Here is a 22558-nt window from a genome sequence, read left to right as displayed (position 1 = left end):
GCCGTGCGCCGCCGCTTCGTCCCTGACCTTCCTGGACGATGCCCGATGAACGCACAGCTCTCCGCCCTGCAGCAACAGGCCCAGCAACTCTCCGCATCCGTGACCCGGCCCATTCCCGGCTCGCGCAAGATCCACGTGCCTGGTTCACGCCCGGATCTGCAGGTGCCGATGCGCGAGATCGCGCTGACCCGTACGCCGACGTTGTTCGGCGGCGAAGAGAATGCGCCGGTGACCGTTTACGACACGTCGGGCCCGTACACCGACCCGGAGGTGCGCATCGATCTGTCCGCTGGTTTGCCGGCACTGCGTCGCGGCTGGGTGGAAGAGCGCGGTGATACCGAGCAGCTTGAAGGACTGAGTTCTTCGTTCGGCCGCGATCGCGAGCATGACCCGAAGCTTGACGCGGTGCGTTTCCCCGCGCGCAGCCTGCCACGCCGTGCACGTGCCGGTGCCAACGTCACCCAGATGCATTACGCGCGCCGCGGCATCATCACGCCGGAAATGGAATTCGTCGCCATCCGCGAGAACCAGCGCCTGGACGCGATCCGCGATGCGGGCCTGCTGCAGCAGCACCCGGGCGAGGCCTTCGGTGCGTCGATCCAGAAAGTCATCACCCCGGAGTTCGTGCGCGACGAGATTGCACGTGGCCGTGCGGTGCTGCCCAACAACATCAACCACCCGGAAAGCGAGCCGATGATCATCGGCCGCAATTTCCTGACCAAGATCAACGCCAACATCGGCAACAGCGCGGTGTCTTCTGGCATCGCCGAGGAAGTGGAGAAGCTGGTGTGGGCGATCCGCTGGGGCGGTGACACGGTGATGGACCTGTCCACCGGCAAGCACATCCACGAGACGCGCGAATGGATCATCCGCAACTCGCCGGTGGCGATCGGTACCGTGCCGATCTACCAGGCCCTGGAGAAGGTTGACGGCCGCGCCGAGGCACTGACCTGGGAGATCTTCCGTGACACCCTGATCGAGCAGGCCGAGCAGGGCGTGGACTACTTCACCATCCACGCCGGCGTGCTGCTGCGCTACGTGCCGCTTACCGCCAAGCGTGTCACCGGCATCGTCAGCCGCGGCGGCTCGATCATGGCCAAGTGGTGCCTGGCGCATCACAAGGAGAACTTCCTCTACACGCATTTCGAAGACATCTGCGAAATCATGAAGGCCTACGACGTGACCTTCTCGCTGGGCGACGGGCTGCGCCCGGGTTGCATCGCTGATGCCAACGACGCGGCGCAGTTCGGCGAACTGGAAACGCTGGGTGAACTGACGAAGATCGCCTGGAAACACGATGTGCAGACCATGATCGAAGGCCCCGGCCACGTGCCGATGCAGCTGATCAAGGAAAACATGGACAAGCAGCTGCGCGAATGCGGCGAAGCGCCGTTCTACACGCTGGGGCCGCTGACGACCGACATCGCGCCGGGCTACGACCACATCACCAGTGCGATCGGCGCGGCGATGATCGGCTGGTTTGGCACGGCCATGCTCTGCTACGTGACGCCGAAGGAGCACCTGGGCCTGCCCAACCGCCAGGACGTGCGCGACGGCATCATGGCTTACCGCATTGCCGCGCACGCGGCCGACCTGGCCAAGGGTCATCCGGGCGCGCAGGTACGCGACAACGCGCTGAGCAAGGCGCGCTTCGAGTTCCGCTGGGAGGACCAGTTCCACCTGGGCCTGGATCCGGAAAAGGCCAAGGAATTCCACGACGAGACGCTGCCGAAGGACGCGCACAAGCTGGCCCACTTCTGCTCGATGTGCGGACCGCACTTCTGTTCGATGAAGATCACCCAGGACGTGCGCGACTACGCCGAGGCCGGCATGAAGGAGAAGTCGCAGGAGTTCCGTGCTGGCGGGGCCGAGGTCTACCGCCAGGGGTGACGGGTAACGGGTAGTGCCGGCCGCCGGCCGGCATTCCGTCGTGCACGGGACCGGGGGGAGTGCTGGCCAATGGCCGGCACTACCGTTCATCACGCCGCGCCCGGCTATCCTCCGCGCATCGCCCAGGGGAAAGGACGCCATGCCCGTTGCCACGACCACCCGCTGGCTGGCCATCGCCCGCCGCCATCCTTCGGCCTGGCTCCTGGCCGCCCAGTTGATCGCGGTACTGCTGTATCCCGCCCTCGATGACACCGCCGCTGGCCGGGCGGCGCTGGGCATGTTCGGCATGGCGGTACTCGGCCTGGCGCTGTGGGTGGTCCAGCGCAGTCCGCTGGGCACGTGGCTGGCATTGCTGCTGGCCATTCCATCGGTGGTGTTCTCGCTGGCTGGCGCCCTGCTGGACCGCAGCGCGCTGCTGACCACCGCGCAGCTGCTGGAAAGCCTGCTGTACTTCTATACGGCCGGGGCATTGATCGCCTACATGCTGCAGGACCATCGAGTAACACGCGACGAACTGTTCGCAGCCGGGGCAACCTTCACCCTGCTGGCCTGGGGGTTCGCCTTTGCATTCGCGGTGTGCCAACAGTGGTATCCAGGCAGTTTCCAGGGTGCGACTGCTGGCCCCGAGCGCAGTTGGATGGAGCTGCTTTATCTGAGCTTCAGCTTGTTGTCCGGAGTTGGATTGAGTGACGTCGTGCCGTTGCACCCGCAGGCACGGGCCCTGGTGATGCTCGAACAGTTCGCAGGCGTCATGTATATCGGCCTTGTGGTGTCGCGTCTGGTCGGGTTGACCATGCTTCGGCGCATGTGAAAATGAACGCCAGATAAAAATTTCGCGCCCAAAAGGGCGCGAATGGTGATGCAGATTATGTGAATGCGTCGGCGAGAGAGAGCCTGAGTGTCGACCCCGTCATAGGCGGGGTAACCGGCTTAGGCTAATATCCGGGGGCGTTATTGTTTTTGCGGTATGCGCCGATGCTTTGTGCGGAATCTGGCTTTTCGATGGCCCTGTCCAGGGACGGTGGGGACGGTATTGCTGGTGAGCCCTGCCCAGATCCCGTCCCTACTGTATAGCGGAAAATGAACAGCAGCGAACTCACGCCCATTGACGCCGACCGCGTGCAGGTCGGCGACTGTGTCATTACCTTGTCCTCGCGTGAGGTCGAGGTTGAAGGCGCGCGCCGTCCGCGGCGGCTGACGCCGAAAGCGCTGGGCGTACTTCGCGTGTTGATGCGGCAGCCTGGGCGCGTGGTCACCCGTGAAGAGCTGTTTGCCGAGGTCTGGCCCGATACGTTGCCGACCAATGACGTGCTGACCCAGGCCGTCACCCAGCTGCGCAAGGCGTTCGCCAACGACGACGACAATGGCCAGGCCTACATCGAGACCATCGCCAAGAGCGGCTATCGGCTGCTGGTACCGGTGCAGGCGCTGGACGACTTCGAGCCGGTGGCGGAAGTGGATGCGGTGGCCGTTGCGGATGTGATGCCGTCGCCGGACGGTGCCGGCACGATTCCGGCGCTGGCCGTGCCTGGAGCGCCTTCACGCCGGCGCGGCTGGCGCCAGCTGCGCCGCCAGCTGTTGTGGGTGCTGGGTGTGATGATGCTGGCCGCGCTGCTGGTCATGGCCACATTGTTGCTGCGGCGCGGGCCGGAGCCGAGTTCACCGGTGGATGCAGCGGTCGAGAACGGCGTGCGGGTGATCGGCAGCCCGCAGCGTCCCTATCGCCTGATCACCGCTACCAGTGGTTTTGAAACCTATCCCACACTTTCGCCGGACGGCTCCCAGGTTGCCTACGAAGGCGCCAACGAGGATGGCGCCGGAGGTGGTGTGATCAAGGTGCAGACCTCGGGCAATGCGCCGGCCCGGCAGCTGGCGCTGCCGCCCAAGGGGGCCAGTGACCGTTTCCCGAGCTGGTCACCGGACGGGCGCGAGATCGCTTTTGCCCGCTTTGGAGCCGACGGCGGTTGCCAGGTGCTGATCGCCAGTGCCACTGGCGGCGGCGTGCGCCAGGCGACCCGTTGCGATGGAACCGAGCTGCTCAGCTTCGACTGGACACCGGATGGCCGCGGCCTGGTCTTTGGCAGCATGGTGGGCCGCTACGCCCATCGCGGCATCCGTGTGCTCGACCTGGCCAGCGGCCAGTGGCGGGCGTTGGACTACGCGGTCGATCAGGATGATTTTGACTACGCGCCACGCTACTCGCCCGACGGCAAGTGGCTGGTGTTCGTGCGCAATCCACAGATGGGCGACCTGTGGCGGATGCCGGCCGGAGGCGGTGAGCTGGAGCAGTTGACCAACGAATCCGCCGAACAGCGTGGCTGGGCCTGGCTGGGCGATGGGCGCAGCATCGTGTTCGGCCGGCGCGTGGACAGCGAGGTGCGGTTGTACTACCTGGACGTGGAGCGCCGCACCTTGCGTGATGCCGGCCTCGACGACGCACAGTGGCCTGCGGTGTCGCGCCACGGCGACGTGCTGGCCTTCGTTCACCGCCGTGCCCAGTTCGGCGTGTTCAAGGTGCCGATGGCCGGCGGCAGCGCCGAGCGGCTGTTCGCGTCCAGTGGGCGCGACGGGCAGCCGATGGCGGCGCCCGACGGTCGCCAGCTGGTCTTCACCTCCGATCGTTCCGGCAGTTTCGCGCTGTGGTGGGCGGACATGCAGCGGCCCGACTCACTGCGGCCGATCGAGGGCCTGCGTCCGGAGGGGCGGCAGGCGCCGGACTGGTCGGCCGACAGCCGCCAGCTGCTGGTGGTCGGGCGTGACGAGCATGGGCGTACCGTTGTCTACGAGATCGCCCCGCGCGACGAGCACCTGCAACCGCTGCCGGTTCCGGTGGATCAGCCGCTGCAGGCCCTGTACGGGGCAACCCCGGAGCAGCTGCTGGTAGTCGAGCGCGATGCAGAGCAACGCACCCGGTTGAGCCTGTTCGATCGCAGCGTGACCCCCTGGCGCCGCCTGGCCAGTATCGACGGCGTCTCCCAGGCGCGTTTCGATCGGGGCAATGGCCGCGTGCTGTTCACACGCCTGGCGTCCGGCGGCTTGTGGTCGGTGGATGCGGCACTGTCCCCGGCCAGCGTGCAGCAGGTCAGTGAAGACCGGCCCAGCCGATGGCGCTATCGCACCTGGACGGTGGCGGGCACCGGAGGCATCGGGTATCTCGGCAACTCGACCGAATGCGGTACGACCTTGATCCATATCCAGGCCGGCACCGAAGCCCCCGAGCGCTGCCTGGACCGGCAGCGGCTCAGTGCGGGCAACGGCATCAGTGCCAGCGCCGATGGCCGGGATCTGTACGTCGCACTGGCGGTCAGCGATGGTGCCGACATCGGCGTCATGCAGCTGCCCCGGTCGGCGCCGGCACTGTTCCCGGCCTTTCTCAAGTCGTTGATCCTGAAGAAAAATATCTCTTCGTGATTTTTTCGTTGAGTTCTCGCCGCGAATTCGTGGCGATCTCGGCGGATTTTCCTGACGGGCTGACGCCTGATTAGGCAAAACGGAAGCCTGTATCAGGCAAACCCGTGGTGCCCCATGCGTCAACTCTCGCTGGCCGATCGTGGCCAAACCGTCTCCCTCGACAAGGCGCTGGACGATCTCGCGCCGACCTGCATGGGCGTGGCCCGGCTCGGCAGCCTGCAGACGGCAGGGTCAAGCTTCACTGTCTGGCTGCAGGTGCGGGGCAGTTCCTGGGTGGAAGCCAAGGAAGGGCGTTTCCGCCTGCGCCATGGTGAGTGGATTGCCTTCGAGAAGGAGTCGCGCCCGTTGGTGCAGGCCGGCCGTAACGGACTGTGCGTGGGCCTCAGCCTGACTGCGGAGGCGATGCGGGTGCTGTCCGAGATGGCCGACTGCGGCCTGTATGCCGGTCGTGGTCGCATGAGCCGCGGCGACGCCCGCGTTGCCCTGCGCCTGTGGCGCGATGCGCTCGACAGCGGCCTGCCGGCGCAGGCGCTGCGGCCCCTGCTGTTGCACCTGGCCGGCCTGCAGCGTGATCTGGCCGACAATGTACAGCGCTGCCCCGGTCGCTCACGCAGCCGCAAGCGCCAGGTGTTCGGCCGCATGCAGCGTGCCCGTCTCTATCTGGAGGGCAACAGCCACCGCGTGGTGCGGATCGGCGAGCTGGCCGAGCTGACCAACTTCTCCAGCTGGTACCTCTCCAAGACCTTCCAGAGCCTGTATGAAGAGAGCCCCCAGTCGCTTTCGGCACGGTTGCGCCTGGAGCGGGCCGCCGATCTGCTGCGCGACACCGACATGATGGTGGGCGAGGTCGCCGCGGCCAGCGGATTCGACAACTGCTGCAGCTTCGCACGGGCCTTCCGCGCCCGTTACGGGCAGTCTGCCTCCCGGTTCAGGGAAAACGGCGGCTTGCTCCCGCCACACTCTGCAAAGTCTACGGTTGGGTCGCGCAAATACAGCATCGCAACGCAATCGTAACGTGCTGGAGCGTTTTAACACGCTACTAACACGTACCTTGGAGAGATTGATGAACGTTCGCACCCCTGCCGTGCGGCTGGGCCTGCTGCCCGCCGGCATCGCGCTGGCGCTGGCACCGGCATTTGCTTCCGCACAGGAAGCCAGTGCCCCGACCACCCTTGATCGCCTGGAAGTCACCGGCTCCCGCATCCGCTCGGTGGATGTGGAAACCTCCCAGCCGGTCCTCACCGTAAGCCATGAGGACATCCAGCGTTCGGGCCTGGTCAGCGTCGGCGACCTGCTGCAGAACCTGTCCGTGGCGGGCACCCAGACCTTCAGCAAGGCGGCCGTGCTGGCGTCCAACCCGGAACAGGGCGGCCAGTACGTCAGCCTGTACAACCTGGGTGAGCAGCGCACGCTGGTGCTGGTCAACGGCAAGCGCTGGAGCACCAGCCTGGCCGGCTTCACCGACATGTCGACCATCCCGACCTCGCTGATCGAGCGCATTGAAGTCCTGAAGGACGGCGCCTCGGCGATCTACGGTTCCGACGCCATCTCCGGCGTGGTCAACATCATCCTGCGCAAGAACTTCGACGGCGCCGAGGCCAGTGCCTACTATGGCCAGAACAGCCACGGCGACGGTTCCAAGACCCAGTACAGCCTGACCCTGGGTGCCAGCGGCGAGCGCTCCTCGATCGTGTTCGGCGCGAACTACATCAAGGAAGATCCGGTGTGGGCCAAGGATCGTGGCCTGACCAAATACTCCTATGGCCAGGGCCACAAGGAAGACGGTCTGAGCCCGGCTGGCCCGTGGGGTCGTTTCACCGATCCGCGTGCCGAAGGCACCGCCGGTGCTGGCGAATACAACAAGGCTGGCAAGTGGGTCCCGAACACCTGGGTGGTCAACCACACCGGTTCCTGGGACACCCCGGTCGGCGTTGGCCAGCCGTCGAACAACTTCAACAACTACCACCTGATTGGTCTGGACGACTACTACAACGCCTCGCAGCAGATGATGCTGAACCAGGGCGCTGAGTCGAAGACCATGTTCACCTCGGCCAGCTACGACATCAACGACAACCTGCGTCTGAAGTCGACGGCGATGTACTCCGAGCGCGATTCCAAGCGCCAGATCGCCGGCTACCCGCTGACCGGCACCTCGCAGCCGCAGTTCCCGGTGGCGATCAGCAAGGACAGCATCTACAACCCGCTGGGCAACTGGGCCAACCCGGGCGCCGGCGTTGACATCGGTGGCTGGGGCCGTCGTATCTTCGAACTGCCGCGCATCACCCAGAACAACGTCAAGTCGCTGCACTTCGACGCGGCCCTGGAAGGCAACTTCGACTTCAACAACCGTCCGTTCGACTGGGATGTGGGCATCAACTACAACCAGTTCGACGTGACCCAGACCAGCTCGGGCAACATCAACCTGCTGGCCCTGAAGAACGCCCTCGGCCCGTCGTTCATCAACGCCAATGGCGTCGCCCAGTGCGGCACCGCTGCCAACCCGATCGCGCTGGGCACCAGCCCGGGCAGCTGCGTTCCGTTCGACCTGCTGGGCGGCGCCAGCGCCGCGACCCCGGATGCGCTGAAGTACATCAACACCCTGCTGAACTCGACCGGCCAGAGCAAGAGCAAGCAGTACTTCGCCAACATCACCGGTTCGCTGTTCGACATGCCGGGCGATGCGGGCGAGTTCGCCTTCGCTGCCGGTTACGAGCATCGCGAAGTGTCGGGCTACGATCACCCGGACGCACTGTCCTCCTCGGGTTACACCACCGAGCTGGCCGCGCAGCCGACCGAAGGCAAGTACAAGACCAACGAGTTCTACCTGGAACTGATGGTGCCGCTGCTGCGTGACCTGCCGGGTGCCAAGGAGCTGTCGCTGGATATCGCCAGCCGCTACTCGGACTACGACAAGTTCGGCAACACGGTCAACAGCAAGTTCAGCGTGACCTGGAAGCCGATCGACGACCTGCTGGTGCGTGCGACCTACGGCGAGGGCTTCCGTGCCCCGACCCTGGACGACACGTTCGGTGGTGGTTCGCAGACCTTCGACAAGTTCACCGATCCGTGTGATGCCGTGTTCGGCCAGCGCAGCAACCCGGCCGTTGCAGCCCGTTGCGGTGCTGAAGGCCTGGCGTCCGACTTCCGTCAGACCGACGCTGCCGGTCGTCCGATCAGTGCCCGTGACACCCAGGGTAACAACCCGTTCAACTCGGGTGTGGGCAACGACAAGCTGCAGCCGGAAACCAGCAAGACCCGCACCGCGGGCCTGGTCTGGAGCCCGAGCTTCGTCAGCGGCCTGAACGTCTCGCTGGACTGGTACAAGATCACTGTCGACAACGTGATCACCGCGCTGTCGGCGAACTACGTGCTGAACCAGTGCTACCAGAACGGTGTGCAGGCCTTCTGTGACCAGTACAGCCGTGGCGACGTCGCCAACGGCCAGCAGGTCACCGGCCTGAGCCGCGGCAACGCGAACCTGGGCTCGCTGGAAACCGAAGGCTACAACTTCGGCGTCCGCTACCGCATGCCGGAATACAGCTTCGGTACCCTGTCGTTCAACCTGGACACCAACTACCTGACCAGCTTCCGTCAGCAGGCCACCAAGGGTGCTGCATGGGATGACTACGCAGGCTACTGGAACTACCCGCGTGTCCGCGGCACCCTGGCCAGCACCTGGACCAAGGGCGACCTGTCGGCCACCTGGACCATGCGTTACTACGGCGGCTTCCGCGACTTCTGCTACGACCAGGAAAATGGCCTGGAGTGCAACCAGCCGGATTACTACACCGAGAACGGTGGCTGGAGCGGTGGCCTGGGTGCCAACAAGAAGGGCGCGATCGTCTATCACGACATCTCGGCCACCTGGCAGGCCCCGTGGAACGGCAGCGTGACCGTCGGTGCCCGCAACGTGTTCGGCAAGACTCCGCCGATCACCTACGCGGTGACCAACGCCAGTGCCGTGCAGCTGGACCCGATGCTGGATTACGACCGCTTCCTGTTCATCCAGTACAACCAGCGCTTCTGATCCATCGAAGCCTGAAGGCAAGACGAGGAGGGCGGGCCGCAAGGCCCGCCCTCTTTGCGTTTGGCAGAGCCGGGTCGGGAAACTCTGAATCGGGCGGTTCAGCGACAGGGTCACGCCTGTCGCAACTGGACCGCTGGTAGGTTCGCAGAGGTCCATTCCGGACCAAGGAGAGCGCGAAATGAACAACGCGATGCCACGTATGTTTGCTGCTGCAGTTCTCGCCGTCCTGAGCCTGGCCGGCAGTGTGTCGGCCGGTCCGCTGGTGTGTGCCAATGGCCGTTATTGCGCGGAGGTGCGCAGCAACTGCATCAAGGCCGGTGAGGATGCGGCGTACTGCCAGTTCCTGTTCGAGCGCTGCGTGTACGACCACTGCGCGCAGCCCTGATGCAACGAAGGCGCGTCCCTGCGGACGCGCCTTCATCGTGTGGATTGCCGGTGGAGCTCAGGCTTCGCTCGGCGTAAGCCCCATCAGGCTGTTGGCATGTTCGCGCCACTGCGGCAGCTTGTTGAGCACGCCCGCGCGCTGCAGATAGTCCTCATCCACCGGGTCGCCGTTGACCAGCGCCAGGGCCACATGCACCGCACCGGTCACCCAGAAGCTGCGGGTGTTGGCGCGCTGCGGCTGCAGGTGGAATGCCACCGCTTCGATGATCGGCATCGGCAGGCCCCACAGCCCCAGCAGGTAGGCACCGGCTTCGGCATGGCCCGGTCGGGTATCACCGGCCAGCGATGGCTCGGTGCGCTCGTTGCGTACGCCGGGCAGCAGCAGGCCGATGTCGGCCAGCAGTGCCGCGGTTGCGCCCAGTTCGGCACTGGATTCGGGCAGCAGGCGTGCGGCCAGGCGCGAGGCGAGCAGGGCGCGCTGCTGCAGCGAGTTGCGTTCGGCAGTCGACAGCGTCGGCGCCGAGAACACCTCACTGGCCAGCACCAGGTCACGCAGCGTGGCCAGGCCCAGCCGGGTGACCGCAGTACGCAGGTCGGCAATGGTGCGGCCCTGGCTGAAGAATGCCGAGTTCGACAACTGCAGCACCTTGGCGGCGATGGCCGGATCGGCGGCCACCAGCTTGGCCACGTCGGCGCTGTCGGCGTCGTCATCATGCTCCAGCGCCTGGGTCAGGCTCAGGTACAGGTGCGGCGGCGACGGCAGTTTCTCGATGCGGCCGATGGCATCGCGCAGGCGCGGGCTGTCCAGCACTTCGCGCAGCTCTTCCAGGCTGGTCAGCGCTTCCAGCAGTACTTCCGGTGCCAGTGGCAACGGCAGGAAACGGTGAGCGACACCGATCAGGCGTGCCGGCGGCGGCCGGTTGCCATGCTGTGCGTCCACCAGCGCGATGCGGATGGTTTCCGGACGCAGGGTCCTGATCTGGCCGAGCAGCGTGGTGGCATTGAGGTCCGGCAGCTGCGGGCAGACAATCACCGCGTCCACGCCCTGGGTGGCAACCGCGGTCATCGCGGTCTGGCCATCGGTGGCGGTCAGCGGCTGCCAGTCTTCCCCAAGATCGGCAATGAATTCGGTCAGCTCAGCCGGCAGGCTGGCTGCATCCCCAACAAGCAGAATACGCACGACACATTCCCCTGGCTGTCTCGACGATGGATGTCGATGACGTGTGAAGTGACGCAATTTACCTAATACGGCAGCAAGAGTGATGTGCCGTCATCATGAAACGTGACCCGCATCGCTCCGGCAGGGTACCGCCGGAGCGATCCGGTTCAGGCTCAGGCCTTGCTGTCGAGGTGGCGCTGGTGCGCCTCGATCAGGATCTGCTTGGCCTCAGCGGCGCCGCCCCAACCGTCCAGCTTGACCCACTTGCCCTTCTCCAGGTCCTTGTAGTGCTCGAAGAAGTGGCCGATGCGCTCCAGCCAGTGGCTGGACACCTGGGCGATGTCTTCAACGTGGGCGTAGCCACTGAAGATCTTCGAGACCGGCACGGCCAGGATCTTCTCGTCGCTGCCCGCCTCATCGCTCATCTTCAGCACGCCGACCGGACGGCAGCGCACGACCGAGCCCGGCACCAGCGGCAGCGGCAGCACCACCAGCACGTCGGCCGGATCGCCGTCGCCGCACAGGGTGCTCGGCACGTAGCCGTAGTTGCAGGGGTAACGCATCGGGGTGGACAGGATGCGGTCGACGAAGATCGCGCCGGTTTCCTTGTCCACTTCGTACTTCACCGGCTCCGAGTCCTTCGGGATCTCGATGATGACGTTGATTTCTTCCGGCGGGTTCTTGCCGGGCGAGACGAGTTCCAGACCCATGGTCGTGCTCCAGGTGGGGGATATAGACGGATAGCCCCCCATTTTATGCCTTTGCCGGGCGCTGTGCAGAGGGAGGGGCTGACCGCTGCGTGGGGCAGGGACCCACGTGGCAGGCCGGGGTTGGCTGATAGGGCCGGCCGGTGCGGGGGCGCAGGCTGGAACGACCTTGCCAAGGAGTCCGCCGATGAAAGTGTCTGCCCTGCCGTTCGCCCTGTTCTGCATGCTGCTGGTTGCGCCGTTGGCCCAGGCCTCTCCTTACGTGGACCTGATCGACTACCCGCGGCAGGAAGCCAACTGGGACCGCTTCTTTGCCCTGGAGGGACGTCTGCATTACGGGTTCGACGCGATCTGCGGCGATACCTTCTGCGAAGGCGAGTACAGCGATATCCGCGCCCTGCGCCTGCGCTGCTCGGTGGACGCGGTGCGCGGCACGGTGCATGAGTGCCTGTGGGCATTTGCCGCCAGTGACCTGGCTGTGTCGCGGCATGACGGTGCGATCGTCGCCCGGCAACCGACCTGGCTGTGCCGCCTGCCGCTGGTGCCTGGCACACCGGTGGAGGCCTTCCATGCCGCGCTCGCCGCCCGCAATCCACTGCATGACCCGTTGCCGGGGACCTCGCGGAGCGTCTATGACGGGCTGACCGGGTGCATCCATTGATGCGAACGTGACTGATTCTCATTAACGGAGTAGCATGCGCGGCGCCTTCCGTCTGTCGTCCCGGTTCCGCGCATGTCCTCCAATGCCGCCTCCCTCACCGAACTGCTGATCCGCGAGCGGCCTGCGCTGTTGCGCCGGGTGCAACGCATCCTGGGGGGCGACAACGGCGCCGAGGACGTGATCCAGGCGGTGTGGTTCAAGGCGCGTGGTGTCGATGACAGCCAGGCCATCGACAATCCGCGTGCCTACCTGTACCGGCTGGCCGCCAACCTGGCCACCGACCACGGCCGCGAATCGACCCGGCGCAACCGCCTGCTGGCCGACCACTACCTGTGGGGAGCGGACGAGGTCATCTCGACCGAGGAACAGGCCATGGCCCAGGACGAGCTGCAGCGTGTCCTGGATGCGGCCGGACACCTGCCGGAGCCGACTCGCACCATCTTCCGGCTCAACCGCCTGCAGGGCCTGACCCAGGCCGAGATTGCCCGCCGCCTCGGGGTGTCGGTGACCACCGTTGAGAACCATGTGCGCACCGCGTTGCAACGCCTGGCCTGGGCGCGCAGCGGCCGATGATCGCCCCGGCTTGGGGCTGGCCCTCGCTGAAACGTCTTGATCACTGGACCGTGGATGCGGTCTAGTTCCCCCGCCCGCGCTTGAATGCGCCTGTCCGCCAGCCGATGAGCCCGCCGAGCACGCTGCCCGCCGCCAATGACGATGCCCTGGCCGAACAGGCCCGGGGCTGGATTGCGTGGCTGGCCTCGGGTGACATCGGCGAGGGGCGCATGCACGAGTTCGAGCGCTGGCTGGCAGAGCCGGGGCACCGCCGGGCCTTCGAGCACGAGCGCACGCTGTGGCGCAGCGTCGGGCCACGCCCGCTGGCCCGGTGTGCCGAACGCCGCCGCCCGCATCGAATGCGCTGGGCGATGGCCGCTGCAGCTGTGCTGGCGATGCTGGTGGCATGGCCGGAGGCCTGGTTGCGGCTGCAGGCCGACCATCGCAGCTCGCACGTCGTGCAGAACGTAACGCTGCCCGATGGCAGCCGCGCAGTGCTGGATGCGGACAGCGCGATCGCCGTGCGCTTCGATGCGCACGCACGCGAGGTCGAGCTCCTGCGCGGGCGCGTCTGGTTCGAGGTCAGCCCGGATGCGCAGCGGCGTTTCAGCGTGCGTGCCGGCAATGGCGTGGTTGAGGACATCTCGACCGCGTTCACCGTCGCGCGTGGCGATGACGGGGTGGAAACCCAGGTCGGGCAGGGCAGGGTGCGTGTGGCCAGCCCGGCCGACGGTGGCTGGACCTACCTGCAGGCGGGCCAGCGTGCCGTCTATGGCGAGCGCAACGGCGTGACGCGTCTGCAGGATGTGGCGGCCGACAGCGTGGGCGCGTGGCGCCAAGGCGAGCTGCTGCTGGAGCAGGCCAGCGTCGCCGACGCCGTGCAATGGGTGGGGCGCTATCGTGCCGGCCCGACGTTCGTGCGCGGTGATCTGTCGCGATTGCCGGCGATCAGTGCGGCGCTGCGCATCGATCGCCCGGAACAGGCGCTGGACGCGTTGGCGGCGACGGCAGGTCTGCAGGTCACCCGCCTGCCGCTCGGCGTCGCCATCATCCATCAGTAGATCCACGCCATGCGTGGATGATGTTCCCGATGTGCCGGCCAACGGTCGGCACCCTCTGCGGCCGCAAATCGCCCTTGGGGTTGCCGCGCGCCCAACCGTCTTACCCCGCGAACGTACCCGCCGCCGCCACGTACGTCGCCGTGTCCGCCTGTGTTGCGGATGACGCCGCGCCTGCGGCACCGATTACCTGACAGGTTCCCCATGTTCGACTCCCATCGTCCGGGCCGCGCGCCGCGCCCGTCCCGCCTGTGCATTGCATTGCTGGCTGCCGGCCTGGCCAGTGCCACGCCATCCGTGCTGGCACAGAACGCCCGTGGCGATCACGCCGCCGTACAGCGCTTCGACATTCCGGCGCAGCCCCTGGACGAGGCGCTGCGCAGCTACATGCGCCAGTCCGGCGTGCAGGTCGTGTATCCGGCCATCCTGGCCCACGGGGTGAGCTCGCGTGCGGTCAATGGCAGCCTGCCGGCCAACGAGGCGCTGCAGCTGCTGCTGCAGGGCAGTGGCCTGGCGGTGCGCCGGGTCAGCGCAGATGCAGTCGCGCTGGAAGCGGCGACGCCGGCGCAGGCCGACAGCGGCGTGATCGTCACCGACACGCTCAGCGTGGCCGGCGACCGCGTCGACAGTGGCGCGACCAGCGACGAGGCGCGCCTGCTCGACAGCTATCGCAGCGTCGGTTCCACCACCACGCTCAACCGCACGCAGCTGGAGCGTTTCCGCGGTACGTCCAACGGCGACATCGTCAAGGGCGTGGCCGGCGTCACTGCCGGTGACCCACGCGTCGGCAATGGTTTCGACGTCAACATCCGCGGCATCCAGGGCCAGGGCCGCGTGCCGGTGATCATCGACGGTGGCCAGTCCAGCATCGATACCTACCGCGGCTACGCCGGTCAATCGCAGCGTACCTACCTCGACCCGGACCTGATTTCCAGCCTGACCATCACCAAGGGCCCGAGCCTGCAGGCCAACGCCTCTGGCGGCATCGGCGGCGTGGTCGAGATGGAGACGCTGAAGATCGGCGACGTGCTGCGCGAAGGGCGCGACTTCGGCTTGCGCGTGCGCGGCGGCCTGGCCAACAACAGCGCCAACAACCTGCCTTCCTACAGTGCCGCGCCGCGCAACGATCGCAGCGCCACCGGCAGTCAGTTCTTCAACGTGGCCGCTGCGGGAAACTGGGACCGCTTCGATCTGGTCGCCGCCTACGCCTACCGCGACAATGGCAACTACTTCTCCGGCAAGCACGGCTACGACGACTTCCCACAGACCCGGCGCACGCTGGCACCGCTGAATCCGCCGCGTACCGAGGTCTTCAATACCTCGGCGCGCTCGAAGTCGGCGCTGCTCAAGGGCACCTGGCGTATCGACGATGCACAGACCCTGGAAGCGGGCTACCGCCGCTACGAAGGCACCGCCGGCGAGATCATGGCCTCGCAGATCATCCGCGTCGATCGCGACCGCGTTCCGCAATGGGATCCGGGCCACGTCGACATGGACAGCTACACCCTGCGCTATCGCTTCCACCCGGACAGCGAGCTGGTCGACCTGCGCGTCAACGCCGCGTACGCCGACACCGACAGCGTGATGTACAACAGCCTGACCGGCATCACCCCGTGGTATTTCGATCGTCGTACCGAGTGGTACGACGCGCCCAGCTTCAGTGGTGACCCCGGCTACAAGGATGCCTACCGCAATCCGCTGCGACAGAAGCGCTTCGGACTGGATGCCAGCAACACCTCGAAGTTCGACACACGTGCTGGCGCGTTCACCCTCGACTACGGCCTGTCCTACAGCGACGAAGACATCGCGCCAGGCAGTTCGGGGCCGGTCATGCACGATGACCTGATCAACAACCGCTTCCTGCGCAACGCCGAGCGCAAGGAATACAGCGCCGTGGCCTCGCTGAAGTGGCAGCCCGATGAACACTGGGAACTGCTGGCCGGCGGCCGCTGGAACCGCGTGGATGTGCATGACCGCAACCGCCTGGCCACGCCCGATGCTTATGAGGTGCAGGGCCAGTACCGCTACACCGAACTGCTCAATGGCAACCCGGCGCTGCCGTCGTGGCGGGCCAAGCGCATCGCGCTGCTGAACTGGTATCCGGATGCCAACGGCAACTTCACCCAGGAATCGCTGCTGGCCTCGCCGTACAAGAAGGGCACGGTGGGCGACATCGGTGGCTGGAACTTCTACGACGCCGGCAAGGCGCAGGACCTGGAAGTGCCGGTCAGCTGGACCTGGTCGCAGCCGATCCGCCGTCGCGATACCGCGTTCTCGCCGACCGCCAGCGTGGCCTACCGCTTCAGCGAAGACACCATGGTCTACGTGAAGTACGCCGAAGGCACCAAGCTGCCGAGCCTGTTCGAGACCACGCTGGGCCTGTTCACCGCCGCCAAGCCGGTGGGTGAGTTGAAGCCGGAGCGCGCGCGCAGCTGGGAAATCGGTGCCAGCACCCTCCGCTATGACCTGTTCACTGCCGGCGATCGCCTGGCGCTGAAGCTGGCGTACTTCGATACCCGCATCGACGACCTGATCACCCGTGACTACCGCACGCTGTCGGCGGGCCTGATCCGCAACGTCGACCAGTTCAAGGTCTCGGGCATGGAGTTCCAGTCCAGCTATGACAGCGGCAAGGTATTTGCCGATCTGTCCGCACACTATTACTTCAAGGCCAAGACCTGCGCGCCGGACATCGCCGCCGAGCGCCGTGCCTATGGGGCGCAGCGCAGGAACGGCGAGCTGGCCAACACGCCCGACTGCGTGGACGGCGGCTTCGAGGGCTCGTACACCAATACCCAGAACCCACCGCGCTACATGGTCAACCTGACCCTGGGCTCGCGCCTGTTCGACGAGCGCCTGACCTTCGGCACCCGCGTGGTCCACAACGCCGGCCCGATCAGCAAGCTGGACAAGGACTGGAACGTGGGCCTGTCGGCGATCCAGCAGCTGTACCGGCCAACCACGCTGGTGGACCTGTTCGCCAGCTGGAGCTTCAACGACCAGCTGTCGGTGGAAGCCGGCGTGGACAACCTGACCGACCGCTACTACCTGGACCCGCTGGCCCTGGGCGTGATGCCGGCCCCGGGCCGCACCGCGCGGCTGGCGTTGACCTGGAAGTACTGATCGGTCGCGGATGAGTGGTGGGGTCGGATCCCTTTCCTGCGGAAAGGGCTCTGACCCCGGCGAGCCCCAACCGCCCTCGGTGGGTGCGGACCTTGGTCCGCACCGCTTCTGCCGTGCAATCGACAGCGCCGGGCCATGCCCGGCGTCTATTTACAGCCCGCTCGAAGCCTTTACCGCATCTTCGTGCAGCGACTCGTTCAGCTCATCCACCACCGTGGTCCATGCCGCATCGGCCTGCAGTGATTCGGACAGGAACTGGCGCTGGGCATCGTTCCAGTACGGTGCTTCGACCACTTCGACATCGGTGGCCAGCTGGTGCTCGCGGATGAAGCGGCCGATGCCCTCGGCGCTGGCATCCAGGCCCAGCTGCAGGAACAGGTTGGTCATGCGCGGTTCGGTGGTGATCATCGTCGGTTCCGGATGGACAAGGGGATGGCCCATTATCGGTGTAGACGGCCTTGGGGAAAGCCCCGTGGCAGACGTCTACAGCACGACGACCCCCTTGGCATTCCCCCATGAACGCACACATCGCCCCTGAAGAAAGCCGCAGCCTGCGGCTCAAGGCCGCCACCCGCGACAGCCACGGTGCCCTGGACAAGCGCATCATGGCCGGCGACATCTTCGCCGACCGCAGCAATTTCGCCCGTTTCCTGCGCGTGCAGTATCGCTTCCACCGCAGCATCGATGCGCTGTATGCCAACCCTGCGCTGGACGCACTGCTGCCGGACCTGGGCGAGCGCCGCCGCCTGACCCAGGTCGCGCGCGACCTGCAGGACCTGGAGCAGACCCTGCCGGGGGCTGACATCGCGGCGTTGCCGTCCGATCTGGAACTGCCCGCCGCGTTGGGCTGGCTGTACGTGGCTGAAGGCTCCAACCTGGGCGGCACCATTCTGTACAAGATGGCTGCCAAGCTCGGCCTGGACCGTGATTTTGGCGCCCGCCACCTGGCCGCGCATCCGGATGGCGCGGCGCGCCACTGGCGTGAGTTCACCGCGGCGCTGGACGCGGTACCGCTGAGTGCCGAGCAGGAGCAGCAGGTGATCGATGCGGCCGACGCCGCGTTCCGCAGCGTGCACGGCCACGTCGAAGTGGAATTCGCCTGATGCACGGCGCACGCCCACAGGTGCAGCGCTGATGCGCTGGCTCTGGTTCGCGCTGGGCTGGCTGATGGTCGGGCTCGGGGTGATCGGCGCGTTGCTGCCGGTGATGCCGACCACCATCTTCCTGATCCTGGCCGTGGGCTGCTTCGCGCGCAGCTCGCCGAAGTTCGAGCAGCGCCTGCTGGCGCATCCGCGCTACGGCCCGTCGCTGCGGTTGTGGCGCGAGCAGGGCGCGGTATCGCGCAAGGGCAAGGCGTTTGCCAGTGCCGGCATGGCGCTGGGCTTTGCCCTGTTCTGCTGGGGCGCGCACCCGTCCTGGCGCCTGCTGTTGGGCGTGGGCCTGTTCTTCGCGGTCAGCGCCGGCTACGTGCTGAGCCGACCGGCACCGCGGCTGGAACCCCATCCGGTCGTGGAAGTGGACGACGCCAATGATCCGCGCGCGGCCCGTCGTCGCGCAGCGACCCCTGATGCTGATGGAAACCGAGACGATGCTGCCTGCTGACCTGGTCCCCGTGGCCGCCCCCGCATTGACCCCGTGGGGCATGTACCTGGCCGCCGACGTGGTGGTAAAGGCCGTGATGATCGCGCTGGCACTGGCGTCGCTGGCCACCTGGACCATACTGCTGGCCAAGGGTTGGGAACTGACGCGCCAGGCCCGGCAGCTGCGTGCGGCGCGCGCGCTGTTGCTGCAGTCCGCACAGCTGCCGCCGCAGAGCGAAGAGGCAAGCCTGCAGCAGGGCACCGCGCTGGCGATGCTGGACGCAGCACGCACCGAACTGCGTCTGTCGCAGGATCTGGATAGTCGCGACGGCATCAAGGAGCGCATCGCCTCGCGCCTGGACCGCATCGAGCTGGAGACCGCGCGCGTGCAGCGGCGTGGCATCGGTGTGCTCGCCAGTATCGGCGCGGTGGCGCCCTTCGTCGGCCTGTTCGGCACGGTGTGGGGCATCATGAACAGTTTCATCGGCATCGCACACAGCAACACCACCAACCTGGCGGTGGTTGCGCCCGGCATCGCCGAGGCCCTGCTGGCGACCGCACTCGGCCTGGTCGCGGCGATTCCCGCGGTACTGGTCTACAACCATTTCAGCCGCGTGCTGGCCGGCCTGCGGGGCCTGCTCGGCGATCTGTCGGCGGCCGTGCAGCAGCTGGTCTCGCGCGATCTTGATCGTGCCGTGCCGCGTACCGCAGCGGCACCGCTGCGCGCGGTGCACTGAGGCGCGACGATGGCGATCAGGACCGCGTCCGACCGCGACGACGCACCGGAAGAAGCACACGAGATCAACGTCACGCCCTTCATCGACGTGATGCTGGTGCTGCTGATCATCTTCATGGTAGCCGCACCGCTGGCCACCGTATCAGTGCCCGTGCAGCTGCCGGCCAGCAGCGCCAGTGCCACGCCGCCCGAACAGGCGCCGGTGTATGTGACGGTGCAGGCCGATCTGTCGCTGCGCGTGGGCGAGCAGGCGGTGGCGCGTGACGGGCTGGCCGCTGCATTGCAGGCGGCCACCCACGGCGACACCGCGCAGCGCATCTTCCTGCGTGCCGATACCCGCGTGCCTTACGGTGAACTGATGGCGACGCTGGACGCGCTGCGTGGCGCAGGCTACTTGAAGGTGGCACTGGTTGGACTGGAGCAAGGCGCGCGATGAGCGGATTGCGGCGCTGGGCGACCAGCCTGGTGATCGTGCTGCTGGTGCACGCGCTGCTGATCGGCGCGGCCTGCTGGTGGGCGACGCGCGCACCGGTACTGGCTGCGACGGCGCCGCCCGCCGCGCTGATGCTGGAACTGGCACCGATGGCGCAGGCACCGCCGGTGCCGCCGCGCGAGGTCGCCACCGGTCCACTGCAGCAGCAACAGCAGCGGCAGGCGCCGAAGCCGGCCCTGCGCGAGCAACCGAAGGCGCCGGTGCAGCCGCAGGGTGACCTGCCACCGCCGCGTACACCAGAGCCGACGCCCTCGCCGGATGTCGCCGACGCCAATGTCGCGCAGACCAGCGCACCGCCACAGGTGGCCGCTGACGCCGCCGCGCGCTACGCCGCACCGCAGACCACGGCGGGTGAGCGCAGTCGCGCCGAGGCAAGCTGGGAAGGTCGCCTGCTGGGGCACCTGCAGAAGCATCGCCGCTATCCGCGCCAGGCCGAGCGGCTGCGCCAGCAGGGCGTGGTCTACGTGCGCTTTGCCGTGGCCCGCGATGGCGCGGTCTCGGGGTTGAAGCTGGGCCGCAGCAGTGGCTTCGCGCTGCTTGACCAGGAGACGCTGGACACCGTGCAGCGCGCCAGCCCGGTACCGGCGCCGCCGGCCGAAGTGGCCGGCGACCCGGTGGACGTGATGGTGCCGGTGTCGTTCTTCCTGCGCGGGCGGTGATTGACGGTGGGCTCGGATCCCTTTCCCCAGGAAAGGGCTCTGACCCCATCGAGGCCGTCATCCACGCATGGCGTGGATCTACAACAGCGGCACCAGCAGCAGCGCGACGATGTTGATGATCTTGATCAGCGGATTGATCGCCGGGCCGGCCGTGTCCTTGTACGGGTCACCGACGGTATCGCCGGTCACCGCAGCCTTGTGCGCCTCGCTGCCCTTGCCGCCGAAGTGGCCATCTTCGATGTACTTCTTGGCGTTGTCCCAGGCGCCACCGCCGGTGGTCATCGAAATGGCCACGAACAGGCCGGTCACGATCGTGCCGATCAGCAGGCCACCCAGTGCGCGTGGCCCCAGCAGCAGGCCGACCACCACCGGCACCGCCACCGGCAGCAGCGAGGGCACGATCATTTCGCGGATCGCCGAGCGGGTCAGCATGTCCACCGCCTTGTCGTACTGCGGCTTGCCGGTGCCCTGCATGATGCCGGGGATCTCGCGGAACTGGCGACGTACTTCCTCCACCACCGCACCCGCCGCGCGGCCGACCGCTTCCATCGCCATCGCACCGAACAAGTAGGGAATCAGGCCGCCGATCAGCAGGCCGATGATCACCGTGTGGTCGCTGAGGTCGAAGCGGAATTCCTGCCCCGGATGTGCAGCCTGCAGGTTGTGCGTGTAGTCCGCGAACAGCACCAATGCGGCCAGTGCGGCCGAACCGATCGCATAGCCCTTGGTCACCGCCTTGGTGGTGTTGCCAACCGCATCCAGTGGATCGGTGATGTCGCGGATCTCCGAGGGCAGCTCGGCCATCTCGGCAATCCCACCGGCGTTGTCGGTGATCGGCCCGTAGGCATCGAGAGCGACGATCATGCCGGCCATCGACAGCATCGCGGTGGCGGCGATGGCGATGCCGTACAGCCCACCCAGCGCGAACGCGCCCCAGATCGCCGCACACACGGCCACCACCGGCAGCGCGGTGGACTTCATCGAGATGCCGAGGCCGGCGATGATGTTGGTGCCGTGGCCGGTGGTCGAGGCCTGCGCCACGTGCTGCACCGGCTTGTACTGGGTGCCGGTGTAGTACTCGGTGATCCACACGATCAGCCCGGTCAGGACCAGGCCGATCAACGCGCAGCCGTACAGGGCCATCGGCCCGTGCACGTTGTCACCCATCAGGCCGGTAGTGATCGGGTAGAAGGCGATGGCGGCCAGCACGCCGGAGACGATCACGCCCTTGTACAGCGCGCCCATGATCGAGCCGCCAGGCTTCACTTTGACGAACAGCGCGCCGATGATCGAGGCGATGATCGATACGCCGCCCAGCACCAGCGGATACAGCACCGCATTGGCGCCTGCCTCGGCCAGCATCAGGCTGCCCAGCAGCATCGTTGCGATGACGGTCACCGCGTAGGTCTCGAACAGATCGGCGGCCATGCCGGCGCAGTCGCCCACGTTGTCACCCACGTTGTCGGCGATCACCGCCGGGTTGCGCGGGTCGTCCTCGGGAATGCCGGCTTCCACCTTGCCGACCAGATCGGCGCCGACGTCGGCGCCCTTGGTGAAGATGCCACCGCCCAGCCGCGCGAAGATCGAGATCAGCGACGAGCCGAAGGCCAGGCCGACCAGCGCATGCAGCGCCTGTTCCATCGGCAGGCCCATGCGCAGCAGCAGCGCGTAGTAACCGGCCACGCCCAGCAGGCCGAGGCCGACCACCAGCATGCCGGTGATGGCACCGCCGCGGAAGGCGACGTCCATTGCGGCGCTGATGCCGTGGCGTGCAGCTTCGGCAGTGCGCACGTTGGCGCGTACCGACACGTTCATGCCGATGTAGCCGGCCGCGCCGGATAGTACCGCGCCGACCGCGAAGCCGATCGCGGTGTACCAGCTGAGGAACACACCGACCAGCACGAACAGCACCACACCGGCCACGCCAATGGTCAGGTACTGGCGGTTGAGATAGGCACGCGCACCTTCCTGGATCGCCGTGGCGATCGCGATCATGCGTTCATTGCCGGTGGGTTGGCGCAGGATCCAGCGCGCCGAGACGATTCCGAACAGGATCGCGAGAATGGCGCAGCCCAGCGCCAGTGACAGCCCGTGACGTTCCAGCATTAGACCCCTCCG

General features: G+C 66.7%; 19 protein-coding genes. 15 read left to right on the top strand and 4 right to left on the bottom strand.

All coding sequences use genetic code 11. From position 1 onward, the window contains the following. Nucleotides 1–45: 45 nt before the first annotated feature. From thiC to AC5P9P_RS09285, 6 genes are all read left to right on the top strand, one after another. A complete protein-coding gene (thiC, locus tag AC5P9P_RS09310; RefSeq protein ID WP_012481195.1) occupies nucleotides 46–1890 on the top strand; it encodes a phosphomethylpyrimidine synthase ThiC in 1845 nt (614 codons plus the stop codon). A gap of 139 nt (nucleotides 1891–2029) precedes the next feature. After that, on the top strand, nucleotides 2030–2701 hold the full coding sequence (locus AC5P9P_RS09305; RefSeq protein WP_005410941.1) for an ion channel: 672 nt from the start codon (nucleotides 2030–2032) through the stop codon (nucleotides 2699–2701). Between the two features lie 269 nt (nucleotides 2702–2970). Further along, nucleotides 2971–5301 carry a winged helix-turn-helix domain-containing protein gene (locus AC5P9P_RS09300; protein WP_049431208.1) on the top strand — a complete coding sequence of 777 codons (2331 nt, stop codon included), beginning with the start codon at nucleotides 2971–2973 and terminating at the stop codon, nucleotides 5299–5301. Nucleotides 5302–5415: 114 nt separating this feature from the next. Next, on the top strand, nucleotides 5416–6315 hold the full coding sequence (locus tag AC5P9P_RS09295; RefSeq protein WP_005414398.1) for a helix-turn-helix transcriptional regulator: 900 nt from the start codon (nucleotides 5416–5418) through the stop codon (nucleotides 6313–6315). Nucleotides 6316–6364: 49 nt separating this feature from the next. Then, nucleotides 6365–9328, top strand: a complete 2964-nt coding sequence (locus AC5P9P_RS09290) for a TonB-dependent receptor plug domain-containing protein (RefSeq protein ID WP_005410938.1) — start codon at nucleotides 6365–6367, stop codon at nucleotides 9326–9328. A 178-nt stretch (nucleotides 9329–9506) separates the two neighbouring features. Further along, complete coding sequence (locus tag AC5P9P_RS09285) at nucleotides 9507–9713, top strand: hypothetical protein (RefSeq protein ID WP_005410937.1); 207 nt, start codon at nucleotides 9507–9509, stop codon at nucleotides 9711–9713. Nucleotides 9714–9770: 57 nt separating this feature from the next. Here AC5P9P_RS09285 and AC5P9P_RS09280 read toward each other — a convergent pair whose 3' ends face one another. Beyond that, the gene (locus tag AC5P9P_RS09280; protein ID WP_005410936.1) at nucleotides 9771–10892 is read right to left on the bottom strand and encodes an HDOD domain-containing protein; all 1122 of its coding nucleotides are present in this window, start codon (nucleotides 10890–10892) and stop codon (nucleotides 9771–9773) included. 152 nt (nucleotides 10893–11044) lie between these two features. Continuing rightward, nucleotides 11045–11581, bottom strand: coding sequence for an inorganic diphosphatase (gene ppa, locus AC5P9P_RS09275; protein WP_005410935.1), 537 nt, complete (start codon nucleotides 11579–11581; stop codon nucleotides 11045–11047). 184 nt (nucleotides 11582–11765) lie between these two features. Between ppa and AC5P9P_RS09270 the strand changes: the two genes are divergently transcribed. The 4 genes from AC5P9P_RS09270 to AC5P9P_RS09255 all read left to right on the top strand — a co-directional run bounded on the left by AC5P9P_RS09270 (nucleotide 11766) and on the right by AC5P9P_RS09255 (nucleotide 16972). Next, nucleotides 11766–12239, top strand: a complete 474-nt coding sequence (locus AC5P9P_RS09270; protein WP_495232703.1) for a hypothetical protein — start codon at nucleotides 11766–11768, stop codon at nucleotides 12237–12239. Between the two features lie 72 nt (nucleotides 12240–12311). Next, nucleotides 12312–12812: an RNA polymerase sigma factor gene (locus AC5P9P_RS09265; RefSeq protein WP_005410933.1), complete on the top strand. Its 501-nt coding sequence runs from the start codon at nucleotides 12312–12314 to the stop codon at nucleotides 12810–12812. Nucleotides 12813–12916: 104 nt separating this feature from the next. Next, the gene (locus tag AC5P9P_RS09260; protein WP_033835624.1) at nucleotides 12917–13852 is read left to right on the top strand and encodes a FecR family protein; all 936 of its coding nucleotides are present in this window, start codon (nucleotides 12917–12919) and stop codon (nucleotides 13850–13852) included. A gap of 201 nt (nucleotides 13853–14053) precedes the next feature. Then, complete coding sequence (locus tag AC5P9P_RS09255; protein ID WP_495232702.1) at nucleotides 14054–16972, top strand: TonB-dependent receptor domain-containing protein; 2919 nt, start codon at nucleotides 14054–14056, stop codon at nucleotides 16970–16972. Nucleotides 16973–17122: 150 nt separating this feature from the next. Here the strand turns inward: AC5P9P_RS09255 and AC5P9P_RS09250 are convergent, their stop codons facing one another. Then, entirely contained in the window at nucleotides 17123–17380 is a 258-nt protein-coding gene (locus AC5P9P_RS09250) for a DUF2789 domain-containing protein (RefSeq protein WP_495232701.1), read from the bottom strand. A 107-nt stretch (nucleotides 17381–17487) separates the two neighbouring features. Between AC5P9P_RS09250 and AC5P9P_RS09245 the strand changes: the two genes are divergently transcribed. The 5 genes from AC5P9P_RS09245 to AC5P9P_RS09225 are packed head-to-tail and all read left to right on the top strand — an operon-like array spanning nucleotide 17488 to nucleotide 20440. Continuing rightward, complete coding sequence (locus AC5P9P_RS09245) at nucleotides 17488–18075, top strand: biliverdin-producing heme oxygenase (RefSeq protein ID WP_024957126.1); 588 nt, start codon at nucleotides 17488–17490, stop codon at nucleotides 18073–18075. 31 nt (nucleotides 18076–18106) lie between these two features. Next, complete coding sequence (locus tag AC5P9P_RS09240) at nucleotides 18107–18574, top strand: YbaN family protein (RefSeq protein ID WP_005410928.1); 468 nt, start codon at nucleotides 18107–18109, stop codon at nucleotides 18572–18574. Next, nucleotides 18561–19289, top strand: a complete 729-nt coding sequence (gene exbB / locus AC5P9P_RS09235; RefSeq protein ID WP_049403908.1) for a tonB-system energizer ExbB — start codon at nucleotides 18561–18563, stop codon at nucleotides 19287–19289. The genes AC5P9P_RS09240 and exbB overlap by 14 nt, the downstream gene beginning before the upstream one ends. Nucleotides 19290–19298: 9 nt before the next feature. Further along, nucleotides 19299–19724 (top strand): TonB system transport protein ExbD, encoded by a 426-nt coding sequence (exbD, locus tag AC5P9P_RS09230; protein WP_005410926.1) that lies wholly within the window; start codon nucleotides 19299–19301, stop codon nucleotides 19722–19724. Then, the gene (locus tag AC5P9P_RS09225) at nucleotides 19721–20440 is read left to right on the top strand and encodes an energy transducer TonB (RefSeq protein ID WP_231522123.1); all 720 of its coding nucleotides are present in this window, start codon (nucleotides 19721–19723) and stop codon (nucleotides 20438–20440) included. The genes exbD and AC5P9P_RS09225 overlap by 4 nt, the downstream gene beginning before the upstream one ends. Before the next feature lie 78 nt (nucleotides 20441–20518). Here the strand turns inward: AC5P9P_RS09225 and AC5P9P_RS09220 are convergent, their stop codons facing one another. Further along, entirely contained in the window at nucleotides 20519–22546 is a 2028-nt protein-coding gene (locus tag AC5P9P_RS09220) for a sodium-translocating pyrophosphatase (protein WP_005410924.1), read from the bottom strand. Nucleotides 22547–22558: the final 12 nt, after the last annotated feature.

Source organism: Stenotrophomonas sp. YJH_SMC_14-1 (assembly GCF_059372275.1).
The sequence above is the reverse complement of the archived record's forward strand: the minus strand, read 5'-3'. Positions and strand labels throughout refer to the sequence as shown.